The sequence below is a fragment of the Bradyrhizobium sp. NBAIM01 genome, assembly GCF_020194115.1.
Classification (GTDB): Bacteria; Pseudomonadota; Alphaproteobacteria; order Rhizobiales; family Xanthobacteraceae; genus Bradyrhizobium; species Bradyrhizobium yuanmingense.
Window position 1 is genome coordinate 853488 of the sequence record NZ_JADYVU010000002.1, and the last position, 15707, is coordinate 869194.

At 65.1% G+C, this 15707-nt stretch carries 17 protein-coding genes; 10 read left to right on the plus strand and 7 right to left on the minus strand.

The window, feature by feature from the left end; translation table 11 throughout:
• Window positions 1–42 precede the first annotated feature (42 nt).
• The 7 genes from I6F31_RS10410 to I6F31_RS10440 all read right to left on the minus strand — a co-directional run bounded on the left by I6F31_RS10410 (window position 43) and on the right by I6F31_RS10440 (window position 5362).
• Window positions 43–756 carry an ABC transporter ATP-binding protein gene (locus I6F31_RS10410; RefSeq protein WP_197949127.1) on the minus strand — a complete coding sequence of 238 codons (714 nt, stop codon included), beginning with the start codon at window positions 754–756 and terminating at the stop codon, window positions 43–45.
• Window positions 749–1516: an ABC transporter ATP-binding protein gene (locus I6F31_RS10415; RefSeq protein WP_225185348.1), complete on the minus strand. Its 768-nt coding sequence runs from the start codon at window positions 1514–1516 to the stop codon at window positions 749–751. The genes I6F31_RS10410 and I6F31_RS10415 overlap by 8 nt, the downstream gene beginning before the upstream one ends.
• A complete protein-coding gene (locus I6F31_RS10420) occupies window positions 1509–2453 on the minus strand; it encodes a branched-chain amino acid ABC transporter permease (RefSeq protein ID WP_225185349.1) in 945 nt (314 codons plus the stop codon). Before I6F31_RS10420 ends, I6F31_RS10415 begins: the two co-directional genes overlap by 8 nt.
• The gene (locus I6F31_RS10425) at window positions 2450–3367 is read right to left on the minus strand and encodes a branched-chain amino acid ABC transporter permease (protein WP_225185350.1); all 918 of its coding nucleotides are present in this window, start codon (window positions 3365–3367) and stop codon (window positions 2450–2452) included. The genes I6F31_RS10420 and I6F31_RS10425 overlap by 4 nt, the downstream gene beginning before the upstream one ends.
• Before the next feature lie 303 nt (window positions 3368–3670).
• Window positions 3671–3889 (minus strand): hypothetical protein, encoded by a 219-nt coding sequence (locus I6F31_RS10430; RefSeq protein WP_036001783.1) that lies wholly within the window; start codon window positions 3887–3889, stop codon window positions 3671–3673.
• Between the two features lies 1 nt (window position 3890).
• A complete protein-coding gene (locus tag I6F31_RS10435) occupies window positions 3891–4550 on the minus strand; it encodes an acyl-homoserine-lactone synthase (RefSeq protein ID WP_036020350.1) in 660 nt (219 codons plus the stop codon).
• A gap of 83 nt (window positions 4551–4633) precedes the next feature.
• Window positions 4634–5362: a LuxR family transcriptional regulator gene (locus I6F31_RS10440; protein WP_036001794.1), complete on the minus strand. Its 729-nt coding sequence runs from the start codon at window positions 5360–5362 to the stop codon at window positions 4634–4636.
• Between the two features lie 165 nt (window positions 5363–5527).
• Between I6F31_RS10440 and I6F31_RS10445 the strand changes: the two genes are divergently transcribed.
• From I6F31_RS10445 to I6F31_RS10490, 10 genes are all read left to right on the plus strand, one after another.
• A complete protein-coding gene (locus I6F31_RS10445; protein WP_036001797.1) occupies window positions 5528–5704 on the plus strand; it encodes a hypothetical protein in 177 nt (58 codons plus the stop codon).
• Between the two features lie 368 nt (window positions 5705–6072).
• Window positions 6073–7011 carry a LysR family transcriptional regulator gene (locus tag I6F31_RS10450; protein ID WP_036001799.1) on the plus strand — a complete coding sequence of 313 codons (939 nt, stop codon included), beginning with the start codon at window positions 6073–6075 and terminating at the stop codon, window positions 7009–7011.
• 131 nt (window positions 7012–7142) lie between these two features.
• A complete protein-coding gene (locus I6F31_RS10455) occupies window positions 7143–8018 on the plus strand; it encodes a shikimate dehydrogenase (RefSeq protein ID WP_225185351.1) in 876 nt (291 codons plus the stop codon).
• A gap of 56 nt (window positions 8019–8074) precedes the next feature.
• The gene (locus I6F31_RS10460; protein ID WP_036001805.1) at window positions 8075–9205 is read left to right on the plus strand and encodes an ABC transporter substrate-binding protein; all 1131 of its coding nucleotides are present in this window, start codon (window positions 8075–8077) and stop codon (window positions 9203–9205) included.
• A 218-nt stretch (window positions 9206–9423) separates the two neighbouring features.
• Window positions 9424–10299 carry a branched-chain amino acid ABC transporter permease gene (locus I6F31_RS10465; RefSeq protein ID WP_036020345.1) on the plus strand — a complete coding sequence of 292 codons (876 nt, stop codon included), beginning with the start codon at window positions 9424–9426 and terminating at the stop codon, window positions 10297–10299.
• Entirely contained in the window at window positions 10296–11294 is a 999-nt protein-coding gene (locus I6F31_RS10470; protein WP_225185352.1) for a branched-chain amino acid ABC transporter permease, read from the plus strand. Before I6F31_RS10465 ends, I6F31_RS10470 begins: the two co-directional genes overlap by 4 nt.
• Complete coding sequence (locus tag I6F31_RS10475; RefSeq protein WP_225185353.1) at window positions 11291–12034, plus strand: ABC transporter ATP-binding protein; 744 nt, start codon at window positions 11291–11293, stop codon at window positions 12032–12034. The genes I6F31_RS10470 and I6F31_RS10475 overlap by 4 nt, the downstream gene beginning before the upstream one ends.
• 9 nt (window positions 12035–12043) lie before the next feature.
• The gene (locus I6F31_RS10480; protein ID WP_036020339.1) at window positions 12044–12781 is read left to right on the plus strand and encodes an ABC transporter ATP-binding protein; all 738 of its coding nucleotides are present in this window, start codon (window positions 12044–12046) and stop codon (window positions 12779–12781) included.
• Window positions 12778–13836, plus strand: a complete 1059-nt coding sequence (locus tag I6F31_RS10485) for a Gfo/Idh/MocA family oxidoreductase (protein ID WP_225185354.1) — start codon at window positions 12778–12780, stop codon at window positions 13834–13836. Before I6F31_RS10480 ends, I6F31_RS10485 begins: the two co-directional genes overlap by 4 nt.
• Window positions 13833–15704 carry a sugar phosphate isomerase/epimerase and 4-hydroxyphenylpyruvate domain-containing protein gene (locus I6F31_RS10490; RefSeq protein ID WP_225185355.1) on the plus strand — a complete coding sequence of 624 codons (1872 nt, stop codon included), beginning with the start codon at window positions 13833–13835 and terminating at the stop codon, window positions 15702–15704. The genes I6F31_RS10485 and I6F31_RS10490 overlap by 4 nt, the downstream gene beginning before the upstream one ends.
• Window positions 15705–15707 lie beyond the last annotated feature (3 nt).

A 15707-nucleotide genomic window follows, 5' to 3' on the forward strand; every position in this document is an offset into this window, starting at 1 on the left:
TCGAAGACAGCTCGCATTGCCGCGGCGAAGGCGACGAACGCGTCAAATTCCCAGATATTTGTGCTGCAGGTCTGGCGCGGCCATCAGCTCGTCGGAGGTGCCGCTCCACACCGTCTTGCCGCGCTCGATGATGTAATGGCGATCGCAAATGCGGGCGAGATGGTCGACGTTCTTGTCGACGACCAGGATCGACTGTCCGCGGCTCTTGAGCAGCGACAGGCAATTCCAGATCTCCTCGCGGATCAGCGGCGCGAGGCCCTCGGTCGCCTCGTCCAGGATCAGGAGCTTTGGATTCGTCATCAAGGCGCGGCCGATCGCGAGCATCTGCTGCTCGCCGCCGGAGAGCTGGTTGCCCATGTTGGACGCACGCTCGGCAAGGCGCGGGAACAGCACGTAGATTGCGGCGAGCGTCCAGGGATTATCGCTGTTGAAGCGATCGGCCGCGGCCGCGACCAGGTTTTCGCGCACGGTGAGGTTCGGGAAGATCTGGCGTCCCTCCGGAACGAGACCGACGCCGAGCTTGGCGATTCTGTAGGACGGAAGCTGCCGCACCTCCGCGCCCGCGAAGCGAATGGTGCCTGCGCGCGCCGGCGTCAGGCCCATGATGGAGCGGATGGTGGTGGTCTTGCCCATGCCGTTGCGGCCCATCAGCGAGACCATCTCGCCCGGCTTGATCGACAGCGACAGGCCGAACAGCACCTGGGACAGGCCGTAACAGGTCTCGATGCCGTCGACCTCGAGCAGCGTGTCAGCCATGATGCGTCACCACATGCTGATCGCCGAGATAGGCGCGCTTGACGTCCTCGTTGGCGCGGATCGCGGCCGGATCGCCGGAGGCGATGACGCGGCCATAGACCAGCACCGTGATGCGGTCGGCCAGCGCGAACACCGCCGGCATGTCGTGCTCGACCAGCACGATCGAGACCTCTTTGCGCAGCTCCTGGAGCAGCTTCACCATGCGCTGGGATTCGGTGACGCCGAGACCCGCCATCGGCTCGTCCAGCAGCAACAATTTCGGCTTGCTGGCGAGCGCGACCGCGAGCTCGAGCTCGCGACGCTCACCATGGCTGAGCCTCGACACCACGACATCGGCACGATGCAACAGGCCGACCCGGTCGAGCACGGCATGGGCGGCATCGCGCAAGCCCTTCTCGTTGCGCGCATTGGCGAAGAATCGGAACGAGGTGCCGGCATGCGCCTGCGCCGCCAGCGCGACATTGTCCGCGGCGGTGAAGTCGAGCAGCAGCGAGGTGATCTGGAACGAACGCGCCAGGCCCAACGCGCAGCGGCGATAGGCCGGCAGATAGGTGATGTCGCGCCCCGCCAGCGAGACGCTGCCGGAATGCGGTTCGAGGTGCCCGGTGAGCTGGCTAATCAGCGTGGTCTTGCCGGCGCCGTTCGGGCCGATGATGGCGTGCAGCTCGCCGGATGCGACGTCGAGCGAGACGTGGTCGGTGGCGATGATGCCGCCGAAGCGGCGCACCAGCTTTTCGACGCGGAGCAAGGGTTCAGCCACGGCCAGCCCTCCCCAGCGCGCCCATGATGCCGCCGCGGCCGAACAGGACGATGAGCAGCAGCAGCGGGCCCAGGATCAGCGCCCAATATTCGGTGATCTGCGACAGCAGTTCTTCCAGCAGAAGGAACACCACCGCGCCCATGACCGGGCCGAACAGCGTGCCCATGCCGCCCAGGATCACCATCACCATGAGATCGCCGGAACGGGTCCAGTACATCACAGCCGGGCTGACGAAATCGGTGTTGTTGGCGAGCAGCGCGCCGGCAAGGCCGCACATCGTGCCTGATATGACGAAGCAGACCAGTTGGTAGCGCTTGGCCGGAAAGCCGATCGCCTGCATGCGCTGCTCGTTGGAACGCAGGCCCTGCACGACAAGACCGAAGCGCGAATTGACGATGCGCCAGATCAGGAGCATGACGCCGAACAGGCAGGCGAGGCAGAGATAGTAGAACTGCGTGCGGTTGCCGAGATCGATCAGGCCCGAGAAGTCGCTGCGCTTGTAGATCGTGAGGCCGTCATCACCGCCGTAGCGGGCCAGCCCCGAGGCGACGTAATAGGCCATCTGGGCGAAGGCCAGCGTGATCATGATGAAGTAGACGCCACGGGTGCGCAGCGACAGCGCGCCGATCACCAGCGCATAGATCGCCGACGCCGCAATCGCGACCGGAAACTGGATGAAGCCGGACCCAACGCCTTCCTGCGCGAGCATGCCGACGGCATAGCCGCCGATGCCGAGATACGCGGCATGGCCAAAGCTCATCAGGCCCGCAAATCCCATGATGAGGTTGAGGCTCGCGGCCGCCAGCGCCAGGATGATGATGCGGGTGAACAGCGTCAGGATGAAGATGTTGCCGGTCAGATGCGAGTAGAGCGGCAGCAGCACGAGGCCCGCCAGCATCAGGGCCGTGACGGCCTTGCTCACGCTCAAACTCTTCATCGACGGTTGGCCGGAAACAGCCCCTCCGGCCGCACCACCAGCACGATCGCCATCAGCAGATAGATCAGCATGGAGGACAGCGCGGGCGCGGCGGTGGATGCGGCGGCGCCGCTCAGCACCTGGCGGAGCAGGTTCGGAAGGAAGGCGCGGCCGAGCGTGTCGATCATGCCGACGAAGATCGCAGCGAGGAAAGCGCCGCGGATCGAACCGATGCCGCCGATCACGATGATGACGAAAGCGAGGATCAGGATGTTCTCGCCCATGCCGATCTGCACGGTCAGGATCGGCGCCTGCATCAGCCCGGCAAGGCCCGCGAGTGCGGCGCCCAGGCCGAACACCAGCGTGTAGAGCAGCTTGATGTTGATGCCGAGCGCGCCGATCATCTCGCGGTTGGATGCGCCGGCCCGGATCAGCATGCCGACGCGGGTGCGCATCACGCCGAGATAGAGCAGCAGCGCGACCAGCAGCGCTACCCCAATGATGGCGAGGCGATAGGCGGGATAGTGAATGCCGGGCAGGATCGGCACCGGCACGGTGAGCCAGGCCGGCAGCGGCAGCGCCAGGCCCGCCGGGCCCCAGATCAGCCGCACGGCTTCGTTGAAGAACAGGATCAGGCCGAAGGTCGCGAGCACGTGGTCGAGATGGTCGCGGCCATAGAGATGCCGCAGCGCGCTCACCTCCAGCACGATGCCGAGCACGAGCGTCGCGCCCAACGCCATCAGCGCGCCGAGCAGGAAGCTGCCGGTCCACGCCGCGAACGTGGCGGCGAAATAGGCGCCCATCATATAGAGCGAGCCGTGCGCGAGGTTGACGAGATCCATGATCCCGAACACCAGCGTCAGGCCCGCGGCGAGCAGGAACAGCAGCAGACCGAACTGCAACCCATTCAAGAATTGTTCGACGACGAGCAGCATCAGGACTCTTTCAGGCGCATACAGACGCGCGCCGATGTTCGAACACTGTCGCCATCAGTGAAAGAGCTCCCCCTGCCTCTTCAAGGCCGAAAAATGGGTAATGGCAGTATCGTTCCGAGGCAAGAGCGATTCGACATCAAACATGCACTTTGTTGCATCTCGGCACGTGCGGCCGGGACGCGCCCCGCAATGCAAAAAAGCTGCCGCGCGGCATGAGGCAACCTGCCGCAGCCAAACGGCATCACCCTCTCACCGGCTGGCGGTGAGAGGGTACGATCGTCGTAAAATCGAGCAGGGCTGCGTCTAGTGCGACGTCATCTGCCGGGGGAGCTCGTCCGGCTCGGCGAGAACGCTGTTGGCCGTCGACGCCTCCAGAGCCGCCATCCGAAACAGATAGGCGAGCGTCGTCAATCCGGTGTCCTCCGCCATTTGCGCCAGTTCGAGCGCCATGTCGGACATGTAGCCGAGATCCTCGTCTTTCATTTGCGCCATGATCTGGCTGTCCCGCATCACGTTCGACATCTCAGGCGCTCTTTCGTTGCGCGGCAACATGACCGCAGAGGTTGGCACGGGCGATGGCATCGAGACGAGGGCCGTCCTGCTGCACGACCGAAGCCGTGCCGATCCGATGATGCAGGGCATCGAGCGTCTCCCGACGAATGTCGATGGTCGCCGCCATGGTCCATGCGTTCTCGACCAGAGCCGGCAGGCCGAGCGGCGTCACGACGAAGCCGGCTTCGTGGAAGCGCGGCAGCCACCAGGTCTCCATGATCGCGCTGACCTGCGCGATTCCCTGGTCGAGGCAGAACTCCTGCACCGCAGCCATCAGTTGCAGGTTGAGCGCGCCGTCGCGGCGATCGCGCACGACGAAGTAGCGCGACCATTCCCACACTAGCGGATCGGCGGGCCAGCCGCGAACCGCCGCCAGATGCGGAAACACCTCACTCATCATCGAGGGCTTGGTGGTCGGATAGAGCCGATGACCGCCCACGACGCGGCGGCCTTCCAGCGCCAGCAGGTAGACGGTGTCCTCGTCGTCGTAGGAATCGATCTCACGGCCATCCGGCCTGCGCAGCGTCTCCCAGCGCCGCTCCTCGACGAAGATGTCGTGACGCAGCCGGAAATGCTGCTCGATTACGTCTTCATAAAGGTGACGATTTACCGCGGAAACTGCGTGAATCATGAAAACCCCCATTCATCCTCAATGGGGGGAGATTCTGCGAAAAGACGCAGCTTCGATATTGGGAAATTTCCCAGTAAGGCGGCTTAAGGATTGATGATCTTGTTCCGAATCGCCAGCGCGACCGCATGCGTACGGTTGACCGCGCCGAGCTTGCGCGCAGCAGTTGCAAGATGCTCTTCGGCGGTGCGCTGGGTGATGTGGAGGATCTCGCCGATTTCCCAGGCCGACTTCCCCTGCGAAGCCCAGGCGATCACCTCGCGTTCGCGCGGCGTGAGGCGCGTCGACGGATGCGGCATCGGCTCGAGCAGACGGCGAATGTGGTCGAAGCCATACATCGCCATCAGATGCAGCGCCGGCTTGCTGCGGGCATTGAGGTCGAGATGGACACCGCCGAGCGAGACCGCCGCCTCGTAGCCGGTGAGGCCGTGGATCGGCACGATGAAGCCGCGCGACATGCGGAACTCGCTGGCACGGTTCATCACCTCGGCCGCATTCGGCTCGAGTTCCGCATCATAGGGCGCTTCCGACCACTCGAACGGATTGACCGACTGCCGGCACAACCGCACCACGGGATCGAAACGATCGTAGTTTTTCTCGGTGTAGAGGCTGAACCATCCCGCAGGCCAGCGTTTGGCGAGCACCATCTGCGCAAACTGCTGATCGGGATTGGGCAACCCCGTCACGATGATGGTTTCGAAGCCGAAGCGACCGAACGCCGCTTCGAGCGCGTTCATGGCCTCTGGTACCTTGCGGTAGGTCTGCAGGCCTTCGATGAAGTCGAGCGCCTCCCGGCCATAGTCTACGGCGGACATCGTACGTTTCCTGACCCTCGCGCTTCCGTATAGCACGTATTCACAGACCGCCTCAATTCGCTGTGGCCGTAGTTTCCCGGTGCTCATGCGCTCCGAGGATTTAACTACTTGTGGCAGAATTGACGCCACGATACACCTGAGAACATCCGAAGCGGGAAGCCAACGATGGAAGACGAGGACATCGCCCTCAACAGCGTGCTCGGCCTGGAATTGAACCGCGTGTTTTTTGCCGTCCGCGAAACGGCGAACAAGCAGAAGATCATCGAGTTTGCGCGCGAGGTGCTGCAGAGCGAGCGCGCGGAGCTGGCCGAGAGCGTGTCGCCGGAAGGGCCGGCGAGCTAGAACGCCGTTGCAAAGACGACGCCGGAGCAACAGATCGCGTCACGAGGACGCCTCTCCATCTGACCGCGCGGGTTTTAGTCGAAACACTCTGACTGCGAATTTTGGCTTCCCTTCTCCCCTTGTGGGAGAAGGTGGCGCGAAGCGCCGGATGAGGGGTCTCTCTCCGCGAATCCAACTCCCATTTGAAGTCGCGGAGAGAGACCCCTCACCCGTCTCGCCGCTCTGCGGCGATCCACCCTCTCCCACAAGGGGAGAGGGAAAGCGCCAGCCTCCGGCCACATCGGCGCACACTTGCCGCTGGATGACAGCGCATCTCTCGTGAGATGATCGCCGCGATCTCTTGTCGATGCCAGGGACAGTTCAAGGCCATGATGACGCTGCGCCAGGTCGAAGTGATCCGTGCCGTGATGGTGACGGGCACCATCGGCGGTGCGGCGAAGCTGCTCAACGTCTCGGCGCCGGGGATCAGCCGCCTCGTCAAATACACAGAGCGCTCGCTCGGCATCCGCTTCTTCCAGCGCCAGAACGGGCGCTACTTCCCGACGCCGGAAGCCGAGAACATCTTCGAGCAGATCAACGGCGTCTACAAGAAGGTCGACGACCTCTCCGAGATCATCTCCAAGATCGGCCGCGGCGGCCTGTCGGAGCTGCGCATCGGCTCGGTGCCGAGCATCTCGCAGGTGATGGTGCCGCGTGCGATCGAGCGCGTCCGCCGCCGCTATCCCGATCTCGGCATCGACATCAACATCCTCAAGCTCGAGGAGGCCATCGACTACCTGATGCTCGGCCGCGGCGAGTGCGTGGCGATGAGCTATCGGCTCGAGCATTCCGGGCTCGACTTCATGCCGCTCGCTTCGGGCGAGCTCTATTGCATCGTGCCGCCCGGCCACGAGCTCTCCGGCCGCAAGCAGGTCTCCGCCGCCGAGATCACGCGCTATCCGCTGATCGGTATCGATCCCAACGACCCCTACGGCCGGATCATGGCCGGGATCTTCGCGCGCCACCGGCTCGACTACAACATCACGATCCGCGCGCGCTTCGGCACCACCGTCTGCGCGCTGGTGAAGGCGGGACTCGGCATCGCCATCATCGACCAGTTCACCGTCGCCCATGGCGGCTATCCCGGGATCGAGCTTCTGAAGATCGCCGAGCCGACGCGGTTCGACACCTACATCGCAGTCAAGCGCGGCACGCCGCTGTCGCTGCATGCCGAGTATTTCATCGAGGCCCTGCGCGCCGAGATGCGCGCGGTCGAGCCCTCCCGCGGCAGTGGCAAGACCGCCCCTGCCCGCGGGCGGAGGAAATAACATGATGTTAGGTTTGCCAGATAAAAGGGTAATTGTGTTAGGCGGGGGAAAGGCTATCGTCGCAGCTGGAATTGCACGGATTTCCCCGCTAATGGCCGGGGCCGGACGCTCCCTTGAGACGATAGCGAACCATGTCGAAACGCGGATACGCCGCCAGCAAGAAGCTCCTCACCGGCCTGATCGGCGCCCCGATCGCGCATTCCGCCTCGCCCGCCATGCATGAGCGCGCCGCCGAAGCGCTCGGCCTGCGCGGCCATTACCAGCTTATCGAGGTCGCCGGGGCCGATGCGGCCGGGCTGCGCATGATGCTCGAGGGCGTCCGGCGGCTCGGCTTTGCCGGCGTCAATGTCACCTACCCCTACAAGGAAGCGGTGGTGCCGCTGCTCGACGCGCTGGCGCCGGGCGCAGCCGGCATGGGCGCGGTCAACACCGTCGTGGTCAGGGATGGCCGGCTGACCGGCCACAACACCGACACCACGGGTTTTGCGCGGGCGGTGACGCCATTGCTGGCGCCCTCCGGCAACGCCATCGCCCTGATCGGCGCCGGCGGCGTCGGCAAGGCCATCGCGTTTGCGCTGGCGAGCCTGAACGTGGCCGACATCCGCATTTTCGACAGCGAGCCGGCGCGCGCCGAGAAACTGGCCGCCATGCTCGCCCCGCGCGGCGCCCGCGTTGCCGCCAGCGTCGAGGATGCGCTCGAGGGTGCGACCGGTCTCGTCAACGGCACGCCGGTCGGCATGCTGCCGAACCGTGACACGCCGGTGCCGGCGAGACTGCTCAGGGCGGACCTATGGGTCGCCGACGCCGTCTATTCGCCGCTGATCACGCCGCTGCTGGCCGCAGCGCGAGAGAAAGGCGCGAAGATCATGACCGGCCGCGACCTCGCGATCTACCAGGCCGCCGACGCCTTCGAATTGTTCACAGGCCTTGCCCCATCCACCGAGATCATGGGAGAGGCTTTCGACGCCGTGATGGCAGCGCGCAGCGCCGCCTATCAGGCAGCTTGAGGCGAAGCGGCCGGATACAAGGCCGCTTGCAAGATTTGAAACGGGAGGAGAGGACGATGAAATCAACGCTAGTGGTGGGCGCATTGCTCACCGTCATGACCGCAACGGGCGCCTTTGCCCAGGCAATCAAGCTCGCCAACGTCGCGGAGCTCTCGGGCGGCGGCGCCACCGTCGGCACGAACTGGAAGAACGGCATCGACCTCGCGATCGAGGAGATCAACGCCAAGGGCGGCGTGCTCGGCCGCAAGCTCGAGGTCAGCCACGCCGACTCGCAGTCCAACCCCGGGGTGGCGCGCGCCCAGGTGCAGAAGGCGCTCGACGCCGAGCCCTATGTGCTGCTCGGGCCCGGTTATTCCGGCTCGGTGAAGGTGACCGCGCCGCTCGCGGCCGAAGCCGGCATCGCGCAGATCATGGGCGGCGAAGCCGCCGAGCTGACGCAGACAGGAAACAAGTTCCTGTTCCGCACCTCCTTCGGCCAGCAATCCTCAATGCCGAAGGTCGCAAAGTACATCCACGACGAGATGAAGGCGAAGACCGTTGCGGTGGTCTGGGTCAACAACGATTTCGGCCGCGGTGGCCGCGACGTCGTGGTCAAGGAGCTCGACCGGCTCGGCTCCAAGGTCGTCGCCGATCTCTCCACCGAAGCGGGCCAGGCCGACTTCGCCGCCGACGTCGGCAAGATCAAGGCCGCCAATCCCGACGCCGTGTTCGTCTACCTGAACGAGGAAGAGAGCGCGCGCATCCTGAAGGAGCTGAAGCGCCAGGGCGTCACCGCGCCGCTGATGGGCGAGACCACGCTGATCGGCCAGAAGGTGATCGAGCTCGCGGGCGATGCCGCCAACGGCGCGCGCGGCCATGTCGGCCTCACCACCGACGCGCCGGTCGATCTGGTCAAGGCGTTCCGCGAGAAGTTCTCCAAGAAGTACAATTACGTCCCCGATCATAACGGCCTGAAGGGCTACCTCGCCGTCTACATGGTGAAGGCGACCACGGAAAAGATGGGCAAGGTCGACCCGAAGAAGTTCGCCGACACGCTGCACGGCCTCACCATCAAGGCCGCGGACGAGCCGGGCATTTTGATGGACGTCACCTTCAGCGACACCGGCGACATCGACCGCCAGAGCTTCCTGGTCGAGGTGGTCGAAGGCAAGCAGGTGGTGAAGCAGGTGCTGCCCAAGGTGAAGTGAAGCGTGGCCCTTCTCCCTCGCCCCGCTCTACGCGGGGAGAGATCTTTCGTCTCCCTCTCCCCGCCCCTTCGCGGGGAGAGGGCGGGGTGAGGGGCTGCTTCCGCGACGACGGTGACAATCGAGTACGCGGAGACAGCCCCTCACCCCAACCCTCTCCCCGTAAGTACGGGGAGAGGGAGAAGAAAGAGAGCGGGGAGAGGGAGAGGAAAGAGGGGAACATGTCCAACCTATTCGATCTACTGGTCGCGGGGCTCGCCACCGGCGCCATCTACGCGCTGGTCGCGGTCGGCTTCACGCTGCTGTGGCAGACCTCGCAGACTATCAATTTCGCGCAAGGCGAGTTCGTGATGCTGCCGGCGTTCCTGATGCTGGCCGCGATGCATGTGGGCGCGCCGTTCTGGCTCGCGATCATCCTCGGCATCCTGCTCTCGCTGATCCTGCTCGGGCTCGCCTTCAAGATGCTGCTGGTGGACCCGATGATGCGTCACGGTGTGCTACCGCTGGCGATCGCGACCATGGCGCTCGCGATCGCCATCAAGGAATCGGTCAAGCAGTTCTACAGCGCGGAGGCTTCGCCCTTCCCCTCGATCGTGCCGACCGGCGACATCTCCATCCTCGGCCATGCTGTGTCGCTGCAGAGCATCGGCGTGCTCACTGTTGCCATCCTCGCCGTTCTCGGCCTGACCACGCTGCTGAGCCGTACCTCGCTCGGCCACCAGATGCAGGCGGCGGCGCAGAACCCGACGGTGGCCCGCATCATCGGCGTCCCGGTCGAGCGCATGATCCTGCTGACCTTCCTGATCAACGCCTTCCTGGTGGCGCTGGCCTCGCTGCTGATCACACCGATCTACCTCGCAAAATTCTCGTCCGGCGAGGTGCTGGGCCAGGCCGCCTTCATCGCCGCGATCGTCGGCGGCTTCAACCAGGTGCGCGGCGCCATCGCCGGCGGCCTGCTGATCGGCGTACTCGACAATCTCGCGGCGGCCTATGTCTCGACGCAGTATCGCGCCGCCGTGCCGATGATGTTCCTGATCGCCGTCATCCTGTTCCGGCCGCAGGGCTTGCTCGGCCGTGCCGAGGAGCGCACCGTATGAGCGGCATCGCCAAACCCCTGAAGATCGCGCTCGGCCTTGCCATCATCGCCGCGCTGATCATCGTCCCCATGAACTTCAACCGCTACGGCCTGTTCATCCTGAGCCAATGGGCGGTGATGAGCATCGCCGCCATGGGGCTCAATCTCACGCTCGGCTATGCCGGCCAGGTCTCGCTGGCGCAAGGCGCCTTCGTCGGCATCGGCGCCTATGCGGCCGCGATCATGACCACACATGGCTGGCCGCTGCCGGCGGCGATCCTGGTGGCGATCGTCTTGAGCTTTGCGATCGGCTGGGTGCTCGGCTATCCCGCACTGCGCGTGCAGCACCATTACCTCGCCTTCGTCACCCTCGCCTTTTCCACCCTCGCCTTCCTGGTGTTCCGCAACGAGAGCTGGCTGACCGGCGGCATCTACGGCATCTCCAACATTCCGCGTCCGCACATCTTCGGCATCGCGACCAACAAACCGCTGCCGTTCTACTATGTCTGCCTCGGCTCGCTCGCGATCGTCTCGCTTGCGGTGTGGTGGCTGATCCGATCGCCCTGGGGCCGTGCCTTCATGGCGCTGCGCGAGAATCCGTTGCGCGCGCAATCCCTCGGCGTCGATACCCGCCGCTACACGCTGATGGCCTTCGCGATCGGCTCGGCACTCGGCGGCGTCGCCGGAGCGCTCTATGCGCCGCTGACGCAATATATCGATCCCGTGCCGTTCAACCTGTCGCTCTCGCTCGACCTCCTGCTGATGGTGATCGTCGGCGGCGCCGGCTTCTATCTCGGTCCGTTCCTGGGAGCGATGATCGCGGTGCTGCTGCCGGAATGGTTGCGCTTCACGGAAGGCTACTACCTGATGCTCTACGCCGTCGCCGTGATGCTGCTGCTGATCTGGTCGCCGACCGGCATTCTCGGAATCCTCGACCGATATCTCGCCGAGCGCCGCACCAAGGCGGCGTCCGCGCTGCGCGCCGTCGCAAAGTCGCGCCTGGAGACGGCGCAATGAGCGCGGTCCTCGAAGTCACCGACATCAAGAAGAGCTTTGGCGGCATCCACGCCGTCAACGGGGTCTCGTTCGACGTGCGCGAGGGCGAGATCCTCGGCCTGATCGGGCCGAACGGCTGCGGCAAGTCCACGCTGTTCAACTGCATCCTCGGCCAGCTCACGCCGACCGGCGGCGAAGTCAAGCTCGACGGACAGGTCGTCACGGGCCTGCGTCCCTCCGAGCTCAACAAGCTCGGGGTCAGCCGCACCTTCCAGCTGTTGCAGGTGTTCCCAAAGCTCTCGGTGCGCGAGAACCTGATCCTCGCCGGACAGGAGCACCAGGGCAACATGGCCTCGCGCCTGGTCGGCCGCTCCGATGCCGGGCTGACGGAGGCCGCGAACCAGATGATCGGCTTCTTCAAGCTCGACCATCTCGCCGACGAGCCGGCTGGGGCTCTCTCTTATGGTCAGCAAAAACTGCTCGATGCCGCCATGGCCTTCATGGGCGGCTCGCGCCTGGTGCTGCTCGACGAGCCAGCCGGCGGCGTCAACCCGTCGATGCTGGCGGACCTCAAGGAGCGCCTGGTCGCGATCAACCGCGAGAAGAACGCCACCTTCGTCGTGATCGAGCACAACATGGAGTTCGTGATGTCGCTGTGCTCGCGCGTGATGGTGATGGCGGAAGGCAAGGTGCTGGCGATGGGCCGGCCCGACGAGGTTCGCAAGAACCCCGCCGTGATCGAAGCCTATCTCGGACATTAGGAGCGCGTAATGAGCGATCCCATTCTCTCGGTCCACAATCTCGTCGGCGGCTACGGCAAGATGACGATCTTGAACGGCACGACGTTTGCCGTGCCGTCAGCCACGATCACGACGATCATCGGCCCGAACGGCGCCGGCAAATCGACGGTATTCAAGGCCATCTTCGGCCTGCTCAAGCTGCGCGAAGGCAAGATCAGCTTCGCCGGCCGCGACGTCACCAATTTGAGCCAGCGCGCGCTGCTCAACGCCGGCATCTGCTACGTGCCGCAGGGCCGCAACATCTTTCCCGAGCTGTCGGTGCGCCACAATATCGAGCTCGGCGGCGTCGCCGCCGACAAGGGCCTCGACCTGCCCAAGCGGATCGAGGCGGCGCTCGACCTGTTTCCGGCATTGCGGCGCAAGTCCGCGCAGCAGGCCTCGACGCTGTCAGGCGGCGAGCAGAAGCAGCTCGAGATCGCCCGCTCGCTGCTGCTCGAGCCGAAGCTGGTGCTGGTCGACGAGCCCTCGATCGGTCTGTCGCCGCTGATGGTGCAGCAGACCTTCGACATCCTCAAGAGCTTGCGCGATCGCGGCGTCACCATCCTGATGATCGAGCAGAACGCGCGCTCGGCGCTGGAGATCTCCGACATCGGCATCGTGCTGGAGCTTGGCCAGACCCGCATGGTCGATGACGCCAGGCGCATTCTGAACGATCCGCGCATCGGGCAGCTCTTCCTCGGCGGCGCCATGGAGGAGAGTGCGGCATGAAGGCGAAGATGCGGATCGCCGTGGCAGGCGCCGGCCTGATCGGCCGTCGCCATATCGAGTTGATCGAGTCCTCCCAGGATTGCGTGCTCGCCGGCATTGCGGACCCCTCGCCCGCCGCCAAGGACTATGCGCTGGCGCATGGCGTGCCCTGCTATGCGGACCATCGCGCCCTGCTGGCAGAAGAGAGGCCCGACGGCCTCATCATTGCCTCGCCCAACACGCTGCACTTGCCGATGGCGCTCGACTGCGCCGAAGCCGGCGTGCCGGCATTGATCGAGAAGCCGGTGACCGAGACGGTTGCCACCGCGCAACGCCTGTGCGCGGCGGTGAGACGCACCGGCGTGCCGATGCTGGTCGGCCACCACCGGCGGCACAATCCCGTCATCAAGTCGGCCCGCGAGGCCGTGACGAACGGAAAGCTCGGCCAGCTCACGGCCGTGGTCGGGCTATGGCTCCTCAAGAAGCCCGACGACTATTTCGAGGTCGCCTGGCGGCGCGAGGCAGGCGGCGGGCCACTGCTGATCAATCTCATCCACGACATCGACAATCTCCGCTTCATCTGCGGCGAGATCGTCGAGGTGCAGGCGCTGACCTCGAACAAGGTGCGCGACTTTCCGGTCGAAGACACCGCCGCGCTGCTGCTGCGCTTTGCCAACGGCGCGCTCGGCACGGTGACCGTGTCGGATGCGACGCCGGCGCCGTGGAGCTGGGAGCTCTCCTCGGGCGAGAACCCAGCCTATCCCAGGCAGGATCAGCCCTGCTACATCTTCGCAGGGACTGCGGGTTCGCTCTCCGTGCCGAACATGGAGCTGTGGTCATACACAGAGCAGCCCGGCTGGTACGCGCCGCTGGCGCGCGCGACCATCGCGCCGCCCGCGTTCGATCCGCTGGTCGAGCAGCTCCGGCATTTCTGCGCAATGATTGCCGGCCGTGAACAGCCGCTGATCTCGGTCGATGACGCGATGGGAACGCTCGCCGTCGTCGAAGCCGTCAGCGCGGCCGCGCGTACCGGGCAAACGATCTCGCCGGGGCAGATCATGGAGCAGGCCGCATGAACAAGCGCTCGATCGCCACCGTCTCCCTCTCAGGCAGCCTCGACGAAAAGCTCCGCGCCATCGCCGCCGCGGGCTTCGATGCGGTCGAAATCTTCGAGAACGACCTGCTGTCGTTCGGCGCCGGCCCGCGCGATATCGCAAAGATGTGCGCGGAGCTCAATCTCGAGATCTGTGCGTTCCAGCCGTTCCGCGATTTCGAGGGCATGCCGGAGCCGCAGCGCGCGCGCAACTTCGCCCGCGCCGAGCGCAAGTTCGACCTGATGCAGGAGCTCGGCACCGATCTCTTGCTGATCTGCTCCAACGTCTCGCCCGCCGCGCTCGGCGGCATCGACCGCGCGGCTGACGATTTTCGCGAGCTTGGCGAGCGCGCCGCGAAACGTCGTTTGCGCGTCGGCTATGAGGCGCTGGCCTGGGGCCGCCACGTCAACGATTATCGCGACGCCTGGGAGATCGTGCGCCGCGCCGATCATCCCGCGATTGGCGTCATCCTCGACAGCTTTCATGCGCTGGCACCTGGCTTTCCGACCCGCGCCATGGCCTCGATCCCCGGCGACAAGATCTTTCTGGTGCAGCTCTCCGACGCGCCAAGGCTCGAGCTCGACATCCTGTCATTGAGCCGGCACTTCCGCTCCTTCCCCGGCCAGGGCGACATGCCGGTCGGCGCGTTCATGGCGGCGATCGCAGCGACCGGCTATGCCGGACCGCTGTCGCTGGAAATCTTCAACGACCAGTTCCGCGCCGGCTCGGCCGCACAGACCGCGGTCGACGGCCTGCGCTCGCTGATCCTGCTGGAGGACCAGCTCGCACCGGACTGGCCGAATTTCGCCGGCAAGGCGCTGGCCCCGAAGGCGAAGAGCCGCGGCACCGGCTTCATCGAATTTGCCGTGAACGAGAGCAAGGCCGGCGAGCTTGGCCGCCTGTTCTCACAGCTCGGCTTCCGCAAGAGCGGCCAGCACCGCAGCAAGGCGGTGGAGCGCTGGTCGCAGGGCAAGGTCGAGCTCGTCATCAATTGCGAGACCGACGGCTTTGCGCATTCGCACTATGTCACCCACGGGCCCGGCGTCTGCGCCATCGCGCTCGACGTCGACGACGCCGACCGCGCCATGCAGCGTGCCGAGACGCTGAAGGCGCGCACCTTCTACCAGCCGGTCGGACCGGGTGAACTCGAGATTCCCGCGATCCATGGCGTCGGCGGCAGCCTGCTCTATTTTCTCGACCAAGCCGGCAAGAACTGGGACACCGATTTCGAGCCTGTTGCAAGCGATTCAAGCGCCGATGCGCTGGTCGCGGTAGACCACATCGCGCAGTCGATGCCCTATGACGAGATGCTGACCTGGCTGTTGTTCTACACCGGCATTCTCGATCTGAAACGCCTGCCGCAGATGGAGATCGCCGACCCCAGAGGCCTCGTGCAGAGCCAGGCCGTCATCAACGCCGACCAGAGCCTGCGCTTCGTGCTCAACGGCTCCTCCGCCAACCGCACCCTGCCGGCACGCTTCATCTCGGAGTTCTTCGGCTCGGGCGTGCAGCATGTCGCCTTCGCGTGTCAGGATATTTTTGCGACCGTCGCCGCGATGCGCCAGCGCGGCGCGGGCTTCCTGGACATCCCCGACAATTACTACGACGACATCGAAGCCAAATACGATCTTTCGCCCGAACTGATGGCGCAGCTGCGCGCCAACCACATCCTCTACGACCGCGAGGGCGACGGCGAGTTCTTCCAGGTCTACACCCACATCTTCGACGAGCGCTTCTTCTTCGAGATCGTCGAACGCAGGAATTATCAGGGTTTTGGCGCCGCCAACGCCGGCATCAGGCTCGCAGCGCAAGCGCGCGAGGTGCGCCCGGCAAGCATGCCGAGGGTGTAGGAC

Bases quoted from the DNA above. Each gene is read 5' to 3' on its own strand.
- I6F31_RS10425 (WP_225185350.1), bottom strand. From the start codon at position 3,367: ATGCTGCTCGTCGTCGAACAATTCTTGAATGGGTTGCAGTTCGGTCTG.
- I6F31_RS10460 (WP_036001805.1), top strand. From the start codon at position 8,075: ATGAAATCAACGCTAGTGGTGGGCGCATTGCTCACCGTCATGACCGCA.
- I6F31_RS10480 (WP_036020339.1), top strand. From the start codon at position 12,044: ATGAGCGATCCCATTCTCTCGGTCCACAATCTCGTCGGCGGCTACGGC.
- I6F31_RS10450 (WP_036001799.1), top strand. From the start codon at position 6,073: ATGATGACGCTGCGCCAGGTCGAAGTGATCCGTGCCGTGATGGTGACG.
- I6F31_RS10420 (WP_225185349.1), bottom strand. From the start codon at position 2,453: ATGAAGAGTTTGAGCGTGAGCAAGGCCGTCACGGCCCTGATGCTGGCG.
- I6F31_RS10490 (WP_225185355.1), top strand. From the start codon at position 13,833: ATGAACAAGCGCTCGATCGCCACCGTCTCCCTCTCAGGCAGCCTCGAC.
- I6F31_RS10430 (WP_036001783.1), bottom strand. From the start codon at position 3,889: ATGTCGAACGTGATGCGGGACAGCCAGATCATGGCGCAAATGAAAGAC.
- I6F31_RS10410 (WP_197949127.1), bottom strand. From the start codon at position 756: ATGGCTGACACGCTGCTCGAGGTCGACGGCATCGAGACCTGTTACGGC.
- I6F31_RS10445 (WP_036001797.1), top strand. From the start codon at position 5,528: ATGGAAGACGAGGACATCGCCCTCAACAGCGTGCTCGGCCTGGAATTG.
- I6F31_RS10440 (WP_036001794.1), bottom strand. From the start codon at position 5,362: ATGTCCGCCGTAGACTATGGCCGGGAGGCGCTCGACTTCATCGAAGGC.
- I6F31_RS10435 (WP_036020350.1), bottom strand. From the start codon at position 4,550: ATGATTCACGCAGTTTCCGCGGTAAATCGTCACCTTTATGAAGACGTA.
- I6F31_RS10470 (WP_225185352.1), top strand. From the start codon at position 10,296: ATGAGCGGCATCGCCAAACCCCTGAAGATCGCGCTCGGCCTTGCCATC.
- I6F31_RS10455 (WP_225185351.1), top strand. From the start codon at position 7,143: ATGTCGAAACGCGGATACGCCGCCAGCAAGAAGCTCCTCACCGGCCTG.
- I6F31_RS10485 (WP_225185354.1), top strand. From the start codon at position 12,778: ATGAAGGCGAAGATGCGGATCGCCGTGGCAGGCGCCGGCCTGATCGGC.
- I6F31_RS10465 (WP_036020345.1), top strand. From the start codon at position 9,424: ATGTCCAACCTATTCGATCTACTGGTCGCGGGGCTCGCCACCGGCGCC.
- I6F31_RS10475 (WP_225185353.1), top strand. From the start codon at position 11,291: ATGAGCGCGGTCCTCGAAGTCACCGACATCAAGAAGAGCTTTGGCGGC.